We start from the raw sequence: 16,290 nt of genomic DNA on the forward strand, positions 1-16,290 counted from the left end.
TCCCGAAGCAAAGGCGTTGGATCGATATGATGGCATCGAAAGAATGCGATGGTGTGGGTCTGGCGGGTCCTGCAGTTGGTGCGCGTTGGAAGCACTTGAGGGGAGATTCATGGCCATATGGCTGAAGCGCGGCGCTGCTGCGGAGAGCAAGGCGGAGGCGGATCGCAAGGTTCGTGACGTTGTCGAGGCGGCGCTGGCGGACATCGAGAAGCGTGGTGATGCTGCGGTTCGCGAGATGAGCGTGAAGTTCGATGGCTGGGACCGTGACGACTATCGCCTGAGCCAGGCGGAGATCGATGCGGCGGTGGACAGCCTGTCGCCGCAGGAGCGCAAGGACATCGAGTTTGCGCAGGCCCAGGTGCGCAATTTCGCGCAGATCCAGCGCGAGAGCATGAAGGACGTCGAGGTCGAGACGATGCCTGGCGTCGTGCTTGGCCACAGAAACGTCCCGATCCAGGCGGCCGGCTGCTATGTGCCGGGCGGCAAGTATCCGCTGCTGGCCTCGGCGCACATGTCGGTGATCACGGCCAAGGTGGCCGGCGTCCCGCGCGTCGTGACCTGCGCGCCTCCGTTCCAGGGCAAGCCCGCGCGCGCCATCGTTGCAGCGCAGGCCCTGGCCGGGGCGGACACCATCTATGCGCTGGGCGGCATCCAGGCGATCGGGGCCATGGCCATCGGCACCGAGACGATCGATCCGGTCGACATCCTCGTCGGGCCCGGCAACGCTTTCGTCGCCGAAGCCAAGCGCCAGCTGTTCGGCCGCGTCGGCATCGACCTCTTCGCCGGCCCGACCGAGACCCTGATCATTGCCGACGAGATCGGCTGCGATCCGGAAATGGCCGCGACCGACATTCTCGGCCAGATCGAGCACGGACCGGACAGCCCCGGCGTGCTGCTGACCAATTCGGAAAGCTTCGCGCGGGCCACGATGGCCGAGATCGACCGTCTGCTCGAGATCCTGCCGACCGCCGATCACGCGCGCAAGGCGTGGGAAGCGTTCGGTGAAGTCATCGTCGCCGACAGTTACGAGATGATGGTGCGCATTGCCGACGACATCGCCAGCGAGCACGTGCAGGTGATGACCGCCGACCCTGACTACTTCCTGCAGAACATGACCAACTACGGCGCCCTGTTCCTGGGCAATCGCACCAACGTCTCGTTCGGCGACAAGGTCATCGGCACCAACCACACCCTGCCCACGAAGAAGGCCGCGCGCTATACCGGTGGCCTGTGGGTGGGCAAGTTCCTCAAGACCTGCACCTACCAGAAGGTCCTGACCGACGAGGCTTCGGCGCTGGTGGGCGAATACTGCAGCCGCCTCTGCGCGCTGGAAGGCTTTGCCGGCCACGGCGAGCAGGCCAACATCCGCGTGCGCCGCTTCGGCGGGCGCGATGTGCCTTACGCCGGGCAGGCCGCGCCGAGTGAACTGACCAAAGCATGAGGGGCGTGGCATGACTCCCCTGCCCCGCACCCCCTCGCTGCGTCTTGATGGCAAGCGGGCGGTCGTGACAGGCGCAGGGCGAGGCATCGGTCTGGCCGCCGCCGCTGCCCTTGCCCAGGCGGGCGCGGCGGTCACTCTCGTCGCCCGCTCGTCCGGCGAGATCGCGCAAGCGGCAGCCGCGATCGGCAACGGCGCGCAAGGCGCCACGCTCGACGTCGCCGACCTCGACGCCGTGGCTGCGTTCTTTGCCGAGCGCGAGCCGTTTCACGTGCTGGTCAACAACGCCGGCACCAACCGGCCCATGCCGATGTGGGACGTCGGCCCGGCGGACTACGATGCCGTCCTGGGCCTCAACCTGCGCGCGGCCTTCTTTGTCGCGCAGGCCTGCGCCCGCCGGATGATCGAGACCGGCACGCCAGGCTCCCTCATCCACATGGGCTCGCAGATGGGCCATGTCGGCGGACCCAACCGCTCGCTCTATTGCGCAAGCAAATGGGCGATCGAAGGCATGAACAAGTCCTTTGCGCTCGACCTGGCGCAGCATGGCATCCGATCGAACACGATCGCGCCGACCTTCATCGAAACCCCGCTGACCGAGCCGATGTTCGCCGACCCGGCCTTCCGGGCCAGCGTGCTGGCCAGGATCAAGCTGGGACGGATCGGCCAGGTCGAGGACCTGATGGGCGCCGTGCTGTTCCTTGCAACCGACGCCTCCGCGCTGATGACCGGAACCAGCCTCGTCGTCGATGGCGGCTGGACCGCAGAATAGGATTGCACGATGTTCGAACCCTTTCCCGGTAACTATGTCTGGAACCTGGGCATCAACCTTGCCCTGATCGCAGGCGGCAACCACGGCGAACTGGACGAGGTCTGCCGGCCCGTCCGGGAGGCGGCAAAGGCCGGCGCCGATGCCGGGTCCGCACAACTGTTCGACAGCTGGATTGCCGTGGCCGATCAGGTGACCCGCAATGCCGAACGCGACGAGGCCGATGGCTATCTCCTCTCGGCCGGCGCCAAGTACCTGCGCGCTTCGGGATACTACCTCGGGGCCGAGCGCCTGCAGAGCCGCGACTACGCGCCGCGCTGGGCGGCCTATGACAAGGGCCTCGAACTCTACCACAAGGGCAGCGCGCTTAGCGGCCTCCATGTCGAGAAGGTGGAGATCCCCTACGAGGGAGCGAGCTATCCGGCGATCTTCGTCCACGATGGCAGCGGCACGCCGCGGCCCACGCTGGTCTCGGTCAATGGCCTCGATTCCATGAAGGAGCAGGTGTGCATGGCAGGCCATGGCGCGGTGAACCTGGCCCGCGGCATGAACACGCTCTTCCTCGACCAGCCCGGCACCGGCGAAGCGATCCGCAAGCGCAATCTCCCCGCCGTCCACGACGCCGAACGCTGGGGCAGCCCGGCCTTCGACTATCTCCTGACGCGCAGCGATGTGATTCACTCGAAGATCGGCATCTTCGGCCTGTCCTTCGGTGGCTACCACGCCCCGCGCATCGCCGCGAACGATCCCCGTTACGCACTGTGTGCCGTCATGGGCGCAAACCACGTCTGGGGCCAGCGCCAGCGCGAACGCGTCGCCAACGAGGGCGAGAACCCCGTCCCACACTACTGGGACCACGTCATGTGGGTCTTCGGCATCGACGATCGCGAGGCATTCCTCGCCTACGCCGACCAGATCACCCTCGACGGACAGGTCGACAAGATCCGCGTGCCATTCCTCGTCACCCACGGCGAAAACGACCGCCAGATCCCCGTCTACAACGCCCGCATGAGCTACGATCAGGCCACCAACAGCCCAAAACGCTCCCTGCGCATCTTCACAAAGGCCGACTTCGAAGTCGAACACTGCGGCGCCGACAACGGCACCGCCATGCGCGACTACATCGCAGACTGGTGCGCCCAAACATTCAACGAAATGGTGTAGACCTCATGGCTGACTTTACTTTCCATCACGGCGGCGTGTCGGTCCCCTCGCTCGAACAGGCGATCGAATGGTATGGCACGCTCCTCGGCTTCACTGTGGAACACCGCTTCTACATCGAGGCCGCGAGGAGCCACACGGCCATGCTGCGCAAGGGGCCTCTCCGGTTCGAAATCTTTGAGGTCGAGGGGGCAGCCCCCCTGCCGGACGAACGCCGCTACCCACCGCGCGACGTTCAGACTCACGGGAACAAGCATGTCGCTTTCCAGGTCGCCGACCTGGATTCCTTTTTGGCGGAAATGGAACAGAAAGGTGCTGACATCGCGATGGTCGTGCGCGAAAGCTTCGGCAGGGGATGCTTTATACGTGACTGCGCGGGCAATCTGATCGAATTCGTGGAGGGCGTAGCCTGAACCCGCGACGATATCTACATCGTCCACGAAGTCCCGAATCCACCGACGCAGGTCAGATGGGGGGATCCTCTGCCCACGGCTGGACTCCGGCCCTCTTCCCATCCCATGCAATAAGACGAATAGGGGCGCCTTTCTGTCGGGGCGCCCCTTTCTGCAATCTCAGATGGCGTGCTCGTCCTCTTCGGTCAGATTTGCCAGATCGCCCTCGATCGGACGTTTCCCGGGCTTGGAGCGACGATAGGGATCAAAGCTTTTACGGTCTTGGTCGAAGGTCATATCCCAAGGGATGTCGTCGCCCCGGAAGATCTTGGGAGCGTTGTGCGACCAGAGCAGCGAGCCGAACTTGAAGTCCCACGCACGCGGCACCCACCCATCGTCGACATAATCCGTGTCGGCATGATATTCGGCCTCGCCGGCATGCCCGGGAATCTCGCAATAATAATAGATTGCACTCGAGATACGGTGCCGGGAGATACCGCCACTCGTGTTCATGGTGGTATTCTTCCAGCCCTTGTTGTCCATGATGTTGGCGCCGAGCATGACCTCGTCGATGTCATCGCAGCCGAATGCGATATGCATGAACTTGAAGTGATCCGGAGCGATGGGAAGATCGCAGTTCACCCAGAAGATCGAATGATGCTCGAACGTACCCCCCGCCCGGGCGAAGATACCGGTCCCCTTCGAATGATCGACATAGCGGAAGCCGAGGTGCCGTTCGTAGAACTCGAAGCTGCCGACATAGTCGGTGCTGAAAAAGACGACGTGGTTGATCGTCTTTGGCCGTGCCCGCTTCCGCCAGATGCGGTGCTGGTTGAAGCGCGGCCAGCTTGACGGCGTGTTGACCGGACTGGCTTCCGAAACCACCGGCTTCTTCTGCCAGACACGCAGGGCAATGGGCTGACCATCCGGGCAAACGCAATGCACGGTTCCATCCGCGTCCCGGGCGACCGGCACTTCGCCGGCCAGGCTCGCGGCGAGCAACTCGAGATTTTCGGTCGTGTCTACCCCCCAGACAGTCTCCTTGATCCCGTCGCCGACATAGGGATCAGGTGAAGGCAGCCTGGCATCCCCATGCGGCAGAAGCACGATGCGACTACCGGATGGCAGGAGAAAGGTTGCTTCCTCTTCGCTGGCGTGTTCGATCTGCAGGCCGAAATCGACCCAGAAGCGGGTATGCTCAGCGATGTCGGTCACGCCGAAAATGACACGTTCGATACCGATGACGGCTGTAGAATCCTTGGGTGGCATGATTACTCCGGAAGTCCCCTTAGCCGGACTGTCATGCCTAATAACCGCAAGGTCCGGAAACCAAAGTTTCCGGACCCGTGATATCGATACCGCAAATGGATCAGACGGGTTCGGCAAGTTTCTTCCGAATCTGATCGGTCAGCTGCATCGGATCGCCGGCGCTTTCCGGATGCATTTCCCACTCGCCAAGCCGGATCGAACTCAGGCCAACCAGCTTTGCGCGTTCGAACCGCCGTTCCATGAACGCCGCCAGAGCGCTGTCTACTTCGCGCTCCGCGACTTCCTCGGCCAGCACAACCGCATCCTCGACGGCCATGGCTGCGCCTTGGCCCAAGTGTGGTGTGGCGGAATGCGCAGCATCGCCAATGAGAACGATCCGCCCTTGATACCAAGGAGCCGGCATGATGCAGGCTTCCAACGGGCGATAGACCACGAGCGAAGGGTCGGTGACATGCCGCGCCGCCTCAGCCAGGATGCCGCCGTATCCCTCGAGGCGGCGACGCATCTCGGCCGCGAGCGTTGCGGCAGGGAACCGGGGATTGCCAGGTTCTTCGAAGACCGCAAAGATGTACATCTCTTCAGGCGTCAGAGGGCAATACCCGGCCTTGCCCTTGTCCTTGCCGATGTAGATATCTGCCCACTCCAGCCCTTCCGGCCGGGGCACGTTGTAGCGCCATACGCCCTGCCCCGTGTATTGGGGCTTCGCTTCGGGCCAGAGCGCCTTGCGGACGGCGGAGTAGTTGCCATCCGCACCGATCACCAGATCATACCTGCCGCAGGTTCCGTCGGTGAACTTGACATCGACACCGTCGCCATCGTCACAGAGACTATCGAACGACACGCCAAGCCGGACCGGAATGCCAAGCGCACGGACCTTCTCGGTCAGCACCTTGTGCAGGGCCGGACGGGTAAGGCCGAGGTCCGAGGGCAGGCCGTCGACTGCCGTGTCACCGGGCAATTCCTTCAGGACGTTCCCGTCGATGTCGAGGAATCGCGCGCCGCGGTAGGCGTAGCCCGCCGCGACAGCGCGGTCCCCCAAGCCCAGCATGTTGAGCGCGCGGACGAAATTGGCCTGCACGATGATGCCGACTTGATAGACCTTCCAGTCCTTGTCGCGCTCGACGACTTCAACCGCTATGCCGCGCTGGTGCAGGCCGATTGCTGCCGCGAGGCCGCCCACACCGCCGCCGATGATGAGAACTCGGTTTGCCTTTGACATCATATCGCCTTCCTTATTCGGCTGCTTCGGCCAGCGGGGCCGGGTCTGCGCGGTGGTAATGGAGCTGATCCGGCCGGGCATAGGTCACGTCCCAGTCCGGTTCGCTCTTCATGAAATCGGGGAGGTTCGTCATGTAGATCGCCGTGCCGAAGGCGCCGTCCCAGATGCGCGGCTTCCAGCTGTCGTCGACGCAATCGCAATCAGCGCCATACTCGGCCTCGCCACCGGCGGGACAGGGAACGTAGAAGAACGCCGCAGATGTCAGGCGATGGCGGCCGAAGCCCCAGTTCCAGTCGCCATAGGTATACCCGCGCCGATCCAGGTAGTTCTTGGCGACCATCAGCTCGTCGATGTCCTCGACTTCCCAGTTGGCGTGATGGAACTTCAGCGTGCCATTGAAGCCCGGCATCGGTGCGTGGGCATCGGCGAGGAAGATGTTGTGGTGCTCGTACGCGCCATCGGCCCGCATGTAGACCCCGAACCCCTTCTGCATGTCGGTGATGCGGAAGCCGAGCATGTCGCGGTAGAAGTCGACAGCTTCCTGCACGTCGGGAAAGGTCCAGACGCAATGGTGCGTGCGCTTGGGCACAGCGCGATCGATCCATTTGCGCGGCTGGTTGAGGCGGGCAATGCGGCCCACCGTGTTCTGCGGCGTTGGCGCGCCGAACACCTGTCGCGGCTGCCAGACCTGCAGACCGATCGCCTGGCCGAAAGCGGTGACGAAGTGCACCACTCCTTCGTCATCGGTCGAGATCGGCACGCTACGCTCAAGACGCGCGACGAGACGCGCTAGAGCCTGCTCGCTGCCAACCGCCCAGACGCACTCGTGCACGCCTCGCGCGGTCTGCGCCGTGCCCTTGGGCAAACGCTCGTGCCCGCGGGCGAGGAAGAGCGATTGCGAACCGTCCGCTGCTTCGAACATTGCCGAAGCGCCATCCTGTTCGACCAGCGTCAGTCCGAAGTCAGTGAAGAAACGAACGCAGGCGGCGACATCGTCCACCAACCATGTCAGCCGCCTGATTCCAATAATCGCCATCGCTGGTCTCCCGAAACTACGGGAAGAGTCATGACGGCGCGCAGACCTTGGATTGTTGATCTATCGCAATTCGACGAGATGCATTGTTTCGCTGGGATCCAATCCAGAAAACCGATATCAGTTCTTGCGGAACAGGAACGTCAGCAGAAACAGCACGGTGCGCAGATCGAGCAACTTCAGCGCCGCGCGCGCTTCGGCAGGCGTGAGCTTCGCCACCATCGGCATGGCCCCGAAGATCTTGCCGCGAATGACCAGAGTGTTGCCATCCGGCTCGATCTTGCGGATCGCCATCAGTTCCTTGTCGTTGGCATCGAGAATCGTCGCCACCGGCACCTTCTTGCGTGCGCTGCTCATTACACCGGCCCCCCGCATACCTTGTCGTAGTCAATCCCCATGTCGTCCATCATCTGGATCGCGGTGGCGCGCCCGGCGCCGAACACGCCGCCACCCGGGTGCATGAACGGGCCGACCAGATACAGCCCCTCGATCCCCGGCACGCGCAGGTTGCCGAGGTCAGGCGTCGGGCGATGCCCTGCCGACTGGTAGAAGAACGGCGCGCAGCCATGGATGTCGCCGCGCACGAAGCTGGCCGGGCTGTCGCGTTCGTGGTCCACCGGCGATCGCACGAGGCGGCCGGTGATGTTGTCGTCGGTCAGGTTCGAATAGAACTTGCGGTACTGGGCCAGCGCCTTGTCCGCCACTTCCATCTTGCGCTCCTCCCACGATGCGGGGCCGCCGGGGTACAGGTCATAGGGCGCGAAGTTCACGCCATAGAACACGCCCGCCCCTTCGGGCGCGCGGCTGGGATCGAAGATGGTGTTGTCGCCACCGGCGATCAGCCGCTCGCTCACTTCGCCGCGCCGCAGCTTGTCATACTCCAGGCACATGTCGCGCACGGTGTAGAAGTCCATCAGCTCGGTCATCATCGCGTTGCAATCGTTGCCGACCTTCAGCTTCAGGCGCTCCTTCAACGTCATGTGGGTGAGGTTGATGGAGAACGTGGACTGCGTCACGCGCTCGGCGCGGGCCAGCACCGGCTCGGGCGTTTCGGCCACGAACTTGCGCAGCACGTGCGGGTGGATCGCGCCGATCACGCCGTCGCGAGCCATGAAGGTTTCGCCGTCGACCAGCTCCAGCCCCGTCGCCTTGCCGCCCGAAACGATCACGCGCTTCACTTCGGCATTGCAGCGCACTTCGCCGCCGAAATGCTCGATGGCGCGGACCAGCGCGTGGGAAAGCTGGCCCGATCCGCCCTTGGGCATGGAACAGCCATAGGTGTGGACGATGCCCGGCATCACGAACGCGCCCATGCCGGTGCCCAGTTCATCGGGCATCTGCAGGTTTTCGGTGACCATGCGCACGATGTGCAGCTTCAGCAGCTCGCTGTCGAAATAGGCGTCCACGATGTCGAGCGCGGTGCGCTGCATCAGGTCGAGCAGGAAGCGCCCTTCGTCCGACTGGTCCATCATCGCCACGAAGGCGCCCATGGGGAAGGGCGGGCTGTACAGGCCGCTGACCAGCATCGGCAGCGCCGTCTGGCTCATCTCCACGAACCGGCGATAGGCGTCGGCATCCTTGGGGCTGCAGACGCGGGCCAGTTCCTCGCAGGTCTTGTCCAGATCCTTGTAGCTGCGGATGACGGTGCCGTCGTCCCAGATGGAAACGTGGATCAGGTCCGGATAGATGTATTCCAGCCCGAATTTGGAAAGCAGGCCCAGCTCGTCCTCGCGCAGCATGGGGTTGCCTTGGATCATGATGTGCAAGTTGGAGTGCTCGTCATGCCAGAAGCCGGGGTGCAGCAATTCACGCGTGGAAACGCCGCCGCCATAGTGAGGCTTGCGTTCCAAGACGAGCACCTTCTTGCCCGCCTTGGCCATGTAGGCCGCCGCGACCAGCCCGTTGTGGCCGGCGCCCATCACGACAATGTCGTACTGGCTCATCTCAATGTTCTCCCGAAAAGAAGCTGCGGAAGCCGGCAAGGCCGGGCACGTGGCTGGCGCCGCCGCCGTCGCAGACAAGCACCTGGCCGGTCACGTTGCGGGCCGCGTCGCTGGCAAGGAAAGCCGCCGCCTCGGCGATGTCTTCCGGATCGCCCAGCTGTTCGCGCAGGGTTTCATCCTCCACCACCTTGCGCAGCGCGGGCGGAAAGGCTTCGCGCAGCGCCGGCGTCATGGTCATGCCCGGCGCCACCGCGTTGCAGCGCACGCCCAGCTTGCCGTGGCTGGCGGCAATGGCCCGCGTCATCTGGATGATGGCGGCCTTGCTGCTGGAATAGGCGGCCTGGATCAGGTGGCCCTGCAGCGCAAGGTTGCTCACCGTGTTGACGATGTTGCCGCGCACCTCGCGCAAGTGGGGCAGGGCGGCCCGGCACGCGATCATCGTGCCGCGCACGTTGACGGCATAGGTCCGGTCCCACAGCGCGGTGGCCATGTGTTCCACGTCGCCATCCTGCTGCGCAATATCGGGGCCCAGCAGCGCCGCGTTGTTGTGCAGCACGTCCAGCCGGCCGAAATGCTGCACCGTGGTGGCGATCATCGCCTCGGTCGATGCTTCGCTTTCCAGGTCCAGGTGGATGGCAATGGCGCCGGGCAGTTCGGCAGCCAGTCCCTCGGCCCGGTCGATCATGATATCGGCCACGGCCACCTTGCCGCCCCGCGCGCTAATCAGTCGTGCGGTGGCTGCGCCAATACCCCCGGCGCCGCCGGTGATGATGGCCACCTTGCCGTCAAAGCGGGTTGCGTCTGCGCTCATGCAAGTTGCTTCCTTTCAGTTCCAAGTCTGGCGTCCAGCTTGATGGGCCATGACCGCACCGTAGCCCGGCAGGCGCATGGCGTGCCGCTGCGCCCGAAGATCGTTACCACCGCTGATCGAGATCTGCGCCGCCGGCAGTCTGCGTAGGTCTTAAGACAGCTTCCAGCTGCTCTGTCGCTGCGACCTGCTCTCCCATGCAATTGGCCCGATGCTCCGCGAAGGGTCGGCGATTGTCATTGCTCTTGGAAAGTTGGCTTAAACGGTTCGCGCGAGAGCGGAAGAAGGCACTTTTTTGTGCCTTGGGGAATGCCAGTGAAAGGCGCACGCGCGTCTTCCGAGAAGATCAGATCGCATGCAAAATCGTCCGCCAGCGCAGCACGACCGTGATTTTCAAGAGATCAGGTGCCTTGTCGGACGGGAGGGACCAAACCGTTTCAGCAGTATGAGGGGGCGTGACCACATCTGCGCCGAAGGGGTCAACGCTGGGGATGGTTCATCCGGTACTCGACCTCGATCTGGTTGCGGTCGATCAAGCCACCTGAAAGGGCCAGAACATTGGCATCCGGTTTCGGAGTATCCTTGCTCGCCGCAAACATCAGCCGTTCGACCACCCAGCGCAGTGCACGGTCATTGTTGTTCGCGATGTTCCACTGCACCGCTTCCCGGATCGGGGGGATGTCGAATGGAATTTCGCGCATGACAAGCGGCATCGATCGCACCACGATCTCTGCCATGCGTCGATGCATGGTTGCAATGCGCTTCGTGCCAAGGATCAGACCGGGCAGCGACAGGAAGGAGGGAGCCACGACTTCGACCCGGCGCTGCTGCTTTTGCCGCCTGACAAACCAGTCCTCGAAGGCTGGCACGCGCGCCTTGCCGAAACGCGGACTGACGTGTCCCAGTGCGAAGTACAATTCCTTGGTCATCGGGCCTGCCAAAGCCGGATTATTCTGATCGCCAACCACGACGTAGTCATCCTCAAACAGCAGCTGGCTCGGGTGGTCGGCGGAGATGGCGTAGTCGATGGTCAGAAGCAGATCGATATTGCCGCGCTCGATCGCTTCGATCGGGGTGTCGTTCATCGGCTGAATTTCGAACCGCATGCCGGGCGCGTCCCGCTCCATTCCAGCCAGAACCCCAGCCAACAGGACTTCGGTTGAATAATCGGAAGCCATAAGCCGGATCGTGCGATCAGCAGTTGCCGGATCGAATGGCGGCGCGACGGCAACCGTGGTGCGGATCTGCTCGAGCACCGCGCGTACGGGCTCGATGAGCTCTTCAGCCCTAGCGGTCAGGATCATGGTTCTTCCCTTGACCACGAGCAACTCGTCGCCAAAGTACTCGCGCAAGCGACCAAGCGCGCTAGACGTGGCAGATTGCGAAAGGCACAACCTGTCGGATGCAAGGCTTACGCTCCGCTCTGTCAGGAGCGCGTCGAGAGCCACCAGCAGATTTAGATCGAGACGCCCGAACCGCATTGCCATCTCCCGTGCTCCCGTCAGATCGCAGCGAGAGCGTTGGAGACCAGTCTAGCAAGATCTCCGTCATGCGCAAAACCTGCCCGCATGGCTGCCGGAGTCTGGAGAGGCGGCTGCGCAGCAAAGGCAGCTTCAAGTGCCTCGTCATTGCCATAACTCACCAGCGCTTCAGACACGCCGCATTGTCGCGCGATCTCCGCCGCGAGGTCGCCCATGGAGACGCGCAGTGCCGGAAGGGTCACGGCCCGCGTGGTGGGCAAGCTGGATGTATTCAACCCGACTGCATGGCGGAAGTTCTCGGCGCACTGCCGGACGGACTGTGCCCAGATCGTTCCCCCGGCGGAAACCGGGCAGAAGAACTGCTCGCCAGCCTTCAGCGCGTGGAACAGATCGGACATGAACGCCGACTTCATGCCGGACGGTCCCTTCGGCCGGGCGAGAATACCTGGCAGTCTGACAGTCACCCCGTCAATCAGGCCGCGGTTGGAGAACATGGCCACGGCATGCTCCATCATCGCCTTGTGCCCGCCATAGATCATTTTCGGGCTCAGCGGCGTCGCGTCATCCACGACAGGTGGCAGAGGATCGCCGAACACGGCAATGGAACTGGCATAGACCATCTTCACACCATTGTTTGCAGCCGAAGCCTCGAGCAATAGATCATACATGGCATCGACATTGATGCGTCGTGACGCTGCCGGGTCCGTCTCAGCGGCTCCCCCCGGAACGGTGGCAAGGTGGACAAGGGCATCACATCCTGATCCGATCGCGCGTCTCCGGACCTCCGCATCTCCGAGATCGCCGGCAATTGCCTTGGCACCTTCAGGGATGGCATCGGCAGAAAAGTCCATGCCCGTCACCTGATGGCCGGCATGGAGAAGCAGGCGGACAAGCTCGCGTCCAACGAAGCCACCAGCGCCGGTCACCAGGATATTCATCTTCAAGTCCTCAGAAGTTGGCCGAGAAGCGCAGCCCATAAGTACGCGGTGCGCTGTAATGCGCGACGGCAACGCCCATCGGCGAGGACTGCGGCGTAAGATTGCGACGCTCGTTCTCGATGTTCTGGACATATGCCGTCAGGCCCCAGGCGCCCTCGGGTGCACGCAGGCTGACAGAGGCACCAGTCGTCCAGTAGGCAGGGACGCGCTCGAAATCGAGAAACTCGAACGCTGCCCACTGGCTGTCGCGCCACGCGGTATCGACGTTGGTAACCAGTTCGAGATCATTGCCAAGCGGCACAACCTGTTCGGCCGAAAGGTTCACCGTCCACTTCGGGCTGAACAGGAGTTGCTTGCCAGAGCAGTCGTAGCTGATGATCGGCGAACCGTTGCTTGTCGTTCCGGCCGAACCCGAAACCGGGCAATTGAAATTGTCGAACGGTATGGCCGAGGTCAGGGTCAATTCCTCGTACTTGCTGTCAAGATACTGCACCTTGGCACCAAGCGTCGTGCCGCTCGCCGGCTTCACGATCACGTCCACATCGAAGCCCTTGATGGTCGATCGACCCGCATTCTCGTTCGAACTGATCAGGGTGCCGTTTGAATCCACTGTGAAATACGTGATCTGCTGATCGCGGTACTTCCAGATGAAGCCTTCAAGGTTTACCTGCAGCTTGTTGTTCAGGAAACGGTTCTTCGAGCCGATGGTGTATGCGGTGATGAACTCGGGCTTGTACTTTTCCTTCAAAGGGGAATCGACCATCTGGATGCCGCCTGCGCGATAGCCGGATTCCACCGTGGCATAGACAAGGCTGGTTGGCGTCACATCGAATTCGGCAGAGACCTTCCACGTCACTCTCGAGAAGGTGTCGGTGTCGTTGATGTTGTTGTACGTCTTCAGAATGATCCCGTTGGCACCGTTCACCATGGGATAGATGATCTGGCCCGACTTTGTCGTATTGCTGGGCGGGCTGATCGCGACATTGGTGTTGATGAAGCCGTTGCTGCCCAGCCAGCCAATGGCATCGTCGGCGTTGAAGAAGTTGGGCAGGTGGGGCATCTGGCCAATGCAGAACGGCGGCGCACTCTCGTTGCAGACGGCAATGATGTTGTTGATCAGGCCGTTCACCGTCTTCTTGTCATGCGTATAACGCGCGCCGGCGACAAGGCGAACGCGGTCCGAAACATGAGCAGTCAGTTGACCGAACGCGGCAAGGCTCTCGGTCTTTGCCGTGTAGGTCTGGATCGGGAGCACGAACTCCTGATTGTAGATGTTGTTGGCGTCGATCGTCTCGTTGAAATAGAAACCGCCGACGACGTAGTCGAACATCCCTGCCTTGCCCGCCAGGCGCGCTTCGAAGCTGCTCTGCTTGGTATCTTCGCGCACGTTGCCGGTATTGAAGGCCGGCCCGTAGAATTCCGAACGCTCGCGGGTCTTGCGATAGGCTGGTATCACGGTGAGCTTGCCAATGCCGGTCTGCAGGTTGAATTCGGCGTTCACGCCCCAGTAAGTGATGTCCTGGCTGGGGTCGCTCTGCATCGGGCGGCGGAAATCCAGGCCGGGCCCGCCCAGCTGCGTCGAAATCCATGCGCGCGAGGCTTCGCTGTTGAAGCCCTCCGACTGCGCGAGGCCCGACGAAACGAAGGTATAGCCGCTCCCTATAGGAACGAAGGCACCAAGATAATTGCCGCCCACGCCCTTGCCGCCGACGTGGCTGTAGTCCGCACCGAGACGCACCGACAGGTCCGTCGAAGGCTCATAGAGGAACTGCGCACGCAGCGAACCGCGCTTCGCGTCGTCCGTGCCGTCCTTGTTGTAGCCATCGTGGGTCATGTAGGCGCCGGCAATGCGCAACGCGGTGTTCTCGCCGGTGGCGATGTTGGCGCGGGCATCCACGTCGATCTGGTCGTAATTTCCGTAGGCGAGGTTGAAGCCCATGGAGTTTACGCCCAGTTCCGGGCGCGCCGGCAGCACGTTGATGGCGCCACCGGTGGCATTGCGCCCATACAGGATGCCTTGAGGGCCCTTGAGCACTTCAACGCGCTGCAGATCGTAGAATGCCGCGCCGAAGACGCCGCCGCTGCGGCCGAGCACGACACCGTCATAGCTGGGCGTAACGGCCGGGTCGTTGTAGCTGCTCGTCGTGATGTTACCCACGCCGCGGATGAATACCGAGGCGACACCAGCGCCAGGCGCGGGAATGCTGAGCGAGGGCACCGCACGGGTCAGGTCTGCAGCGTTTCCGATGCCGCGCTGCAGCAGATCGTCGCCCTTCACCGCGTCGATTGGAATGGCAGCTTTCTGGATGCTTTCGGTCCGGCGCTGCGCGGTCACGACGATCTCGCCGATGCCGCTGTCGTCCAATACCTCGGCGGATTGCGGCGCAGCGTCCTGCGCGATGGCTGGCGTCGCGATCGCGAACGTCGAGATTGCAGTCGAGACTAGAAGCAGATTGCGCATTGTTCCCTCCCCAGGGCTGTTGTCGCGTGAATTTCTGCCGGGTCGATAGCCCGCATCCGCGCCAATATCCCACCGATTGTATCAATGGCTTTCCATCCATCGTTCGGATTTGAACACATCGCCGCGTTCGCTAGGTCATGGCACCATGACTGGGAAAGCTATCAGCAGCATCGCCACGGCGCTCGTCGTCGGCGGGGGAATTGGCGGTATGGCGTGCGCGATCAGCCTCGCCGAAAGGGGGGTGGCGGTCGAGTTGATCGACCTTGATCCGGATTGGCGCGTATATGGCGCCGGGATCACCATCACAGGCCCCACTCTCAGGGCCTATCGCGAACTGGGCTTGCTCGACGAGATCAAACAGTTCGGCGCGGTAACGAACAGGACCCGCTTGTTCAAATACGATGGCAGCCACATGCTGGACCTGGATGAGCCTGCTCTGGAAGAGGGGATTCCGGCGAACGGCGGCATCATGCGCCCCGTGCTGCACCGGCTCATGCAGAGCAAGGTCAGGGCGCTGAACATTCCGGTACGGCTCGGGATCACCGTTTCAGCGCTTGATGACAACGGAACCGGCGTAGACGTTCGCTTCTCGGACGATTCAACAGGCAGGTTCGATCTCGTTGTCGGTGCTGACAGTGTTTTCTCGGGGGTAAGGGACCTGGCTTTTCCGCACATGAAGCCCGCTGAACCGACCGGCCAGGGGTGCTGGCGAATCTCTATCCGCAAGCCTCCCGAACTTGATTCCGCGGAGTTCTTTCTCGGCCATGCCCATCCTTGCGGCATAACCGTGTGCGCACCGGACATGATCTACATGTGGATGCTGACCCCGCACGTGGAGCGCGAGAGCTTCATGTCGGATGAGGAAATGTTCGAGACGCTCAAGGAGCTTCTGGCCGATTTCGGGGGCAGCGCCGGATGGATACGCGACAACATGTCCAAGGACGACTGGATCAACTATCGGCCGCTTTCGGCAGCCCTGCAGCCACGCGACTGGTTCAACGGACGGGTTGTCCTGCTTGGCGATGCCGTACACGCCACGACGCCGCACCTTGCGTCCGGGGCTGGCATGGCGGTGGAAAGCGCGATCGTCCTTGCGCAGGAGCTGGCCAGCACTGATGACGTCCCGGCCGCACTTCTGGCCTACCAGGAGCGCCGTTTCGACCGCTGCCGCGACGTGATCGAGACAAGCGTTGCGGTGGGAGCGCTGCAGTTGCAGAACGGGGACCCGAGCATTCACGCAACGATGCTGGGAGACGCCCTGCACCGCCTGAGCAATCCATTCTAGGATTACCTGGCACGCAAAAAGATACAGCGCGAGACTCCGCTCTCGCGCTGTTTTTTTATGGACAATCTTCGTCCGGCAAAAAGAAAGGGCACC

14 protein-coding genes are annotated in these 16,290 nt (G+C 62.6%); 5 read left to right on the top strand and 9 right to left on the bottom strand.

Features of this window, described 5'->3' with window-relative positions; genetic code table 11:
• Positions 1-109: 109 nt before the first annotated feature.
• The 4 genes from hisD to NJ75_RS17100 are packed head-to-tail and all read left to right on the top strand — an operon-like array spanning position 110 to position 3,781.
• Positions 110-1,441, top strand: coding sequence for a histidinol dehydrogenase (hisD, locus tag NJ75_RS17085; RefSeq protein ID WP_039336698.1), 1,332 nt, complete (start codon positions 110-112; stop codon positions 1,439-1,441).
• 10 nt (positions 1,442-1,451) lie between these two features.
• Positions 1,452-2,210 carry an SDR family NAD(P)-dependent oxidoreductase gene (locus tag NJ75_RS17090; protein ID WP_039336700.1) on the top strand — a complete coding sequence of 253 codons (759 nt, stop codon included), beginning with the start codon at positions 1,452-1,454 and terminating at the stop codon, positions 2,208-2,210.
• A 9-nt stretch (positions 2,211-2,219) separates the two neighbouring features.
• Positions 2,220-3,371 (top strand): alpha/beta hydrolase family protein, encoded by a 1,152-nt coding sequence (locus NJ75_RS17095; protein ID WP_039336701.1) that lies wholly within the window; start codon positions 2,220-2,222, stop codon positions 3,369-3,371.
• Positions 3,372-3,376: 5 nt separating this feature from the next.
• On the top strand, positions 3,377-3,781 hold the full coding sequence (locus tag NJ75_RS17100; protein WP_039336703.1) for a VOC family protein: 405 nt from the start codon (positions 3,377-3,379) through the stop codon (positions 3,779-3,781).
• Positions 3,782-3,940: 159 nt separating this feature from the next.
• Here NJ75_RS17100 and NJ75_RS17105 read toward each other — a convergent pair whose 3' ends face one another.
• From NJ75_RS17105 to NJ75_RS17145, 9 genes are all read right to left on the bottom strand, one after another.
• Positions 3,941-5,029: a VOC family protein gene (locus tag NJ75_RS17105; RefSeq protein ID WP_052242599.1), complete on the bottom strand. Its 1,089-nt coding sequence runs from the start codon at positions 5,027-5,029 to the stop codon at positions 3,941-3,943.
• 100 nt (positions 5,030-5,129) lie between these two features.
• Positions 5,130-6,248 carry an FAD-dependent monooxygenase gene (locus tag NJ75_RS17110; protein WP_039336808.1) on the bottom strand — a complete coding sequence of 373 codons (1,119 nt, stop codon included), beginning with the start codon at positions 6,246-6,248 and terminating at the stop codon, positions 5,130-5,132.
• 13 nt (positions 6,249-6,261) lie between these two features.
• Positions 6,262-7,284 (bottom strand): VOC family protein, encoded by a 1,023-nt coding sequence (locus NJ75_RS17115; RefSeq protein ID WP_052242600.1) that lies wholly within the window; start codon positions 7,282-7,284, stop codon positions 6,262-6,264.
• Between the two features lie 117 nt (positions 7,285-7,401).
• Positions 7,402-7,638: a hypothetical protein gene (locus tag NJ75_RS17120; protein WP_039336705.1), complete on the bottom strand. Its 237-nt coding sequence runs from the start codon at positions 7,636-7,638 to the stop codon at positions 7,402-7,404.
• Positions 7,638-9,224, bottom strand: a complete 1,587-nt coding sequence (locus NJ75_RS17125) for a phytoene desaturase family protein (protein WP_039336707.1) — start codon at positions 9,222-9,224, stop codon at positions 7,638-7,640. Before NJ75_RS17125 ends, NJ75_RS17120 begins: the two co-directional genes overlap by 1 nt.
• Position 9,225: 1 nt before the next feature.
• Positions 9,226-10,002, bottom strand: a complete 777-nt coding sequence (locus NJ75_RS17130) for an SDR family NAD(P)-dependent oxidoreductase (RefSeq protein WP_236727176.1) — start codon at positions 10,000-10,002, stop codon at positions 9,226-9,228.
• Positions 10,003-10,511: 509 nt separating this feature from the next.
• Positions 10,512-11,519, bottom strand: coding sequence for a LysR family transcriptional regulator (locus NJ75_RS17135; RefSeq protein WP_236727177.1), 1,008 nt, complete (start codon positions 11,517-11,519; stop codon positions 10,512-10,514).
• 14 nt (positions 11,520-11,533) lie between these two features.
• Entirely contained in the window at positions 11,534-12,451 is a 918-nt protein-coding gene (locus NJ75_RS17140) for an NAD-dependent epimerase/dehydratase family protein (RefSeq protein ID WP_039336710.1), read from the bottom strand.
• 10 nt (positions 12,452-12,461) lie between these two features.
• The gene (locus NJ75_RS17145; RefSeq protein ID WP_039336712.1) at positions 12,462-14,912 is read right to left on the bottom strand and encodes a TonB-dependent receptor; all 2,451 of its coding nucleotides are present in this window, start codon (positions 14,910-14,912) and stop codon (positions 12,462-12,464) included.
• A gap of 145 nt (positions 14,913-15,057) precedes the next feature.
• On the opposite strand from NJ75_RS17145, the gene NJ75_RS17150 reads away from it, so the two are divergent.
• Complete coding sequence (locus NJ75_RS17150; RefSeq protein WP_039336714.1) at positions 15,058-16,197, top strand: FAD-dependent monooxygenase; 1,140 nt, start codon at positions 15,058-15,060, stop codon at positions 16,195-16,197.
• Positions 16,198-16,290: the final 93 nt, after the last annotated feature.

This window comes from Novosphingobium subterraneum, from assembly GCF_000807925.1.
Lineage (GTDB): Bacteria > Pseudomonadota > Alphaproteobacteria > Sphingomonadales > Sphingomonadaceae > Novosphingobium > Novosphingobium subterraneum.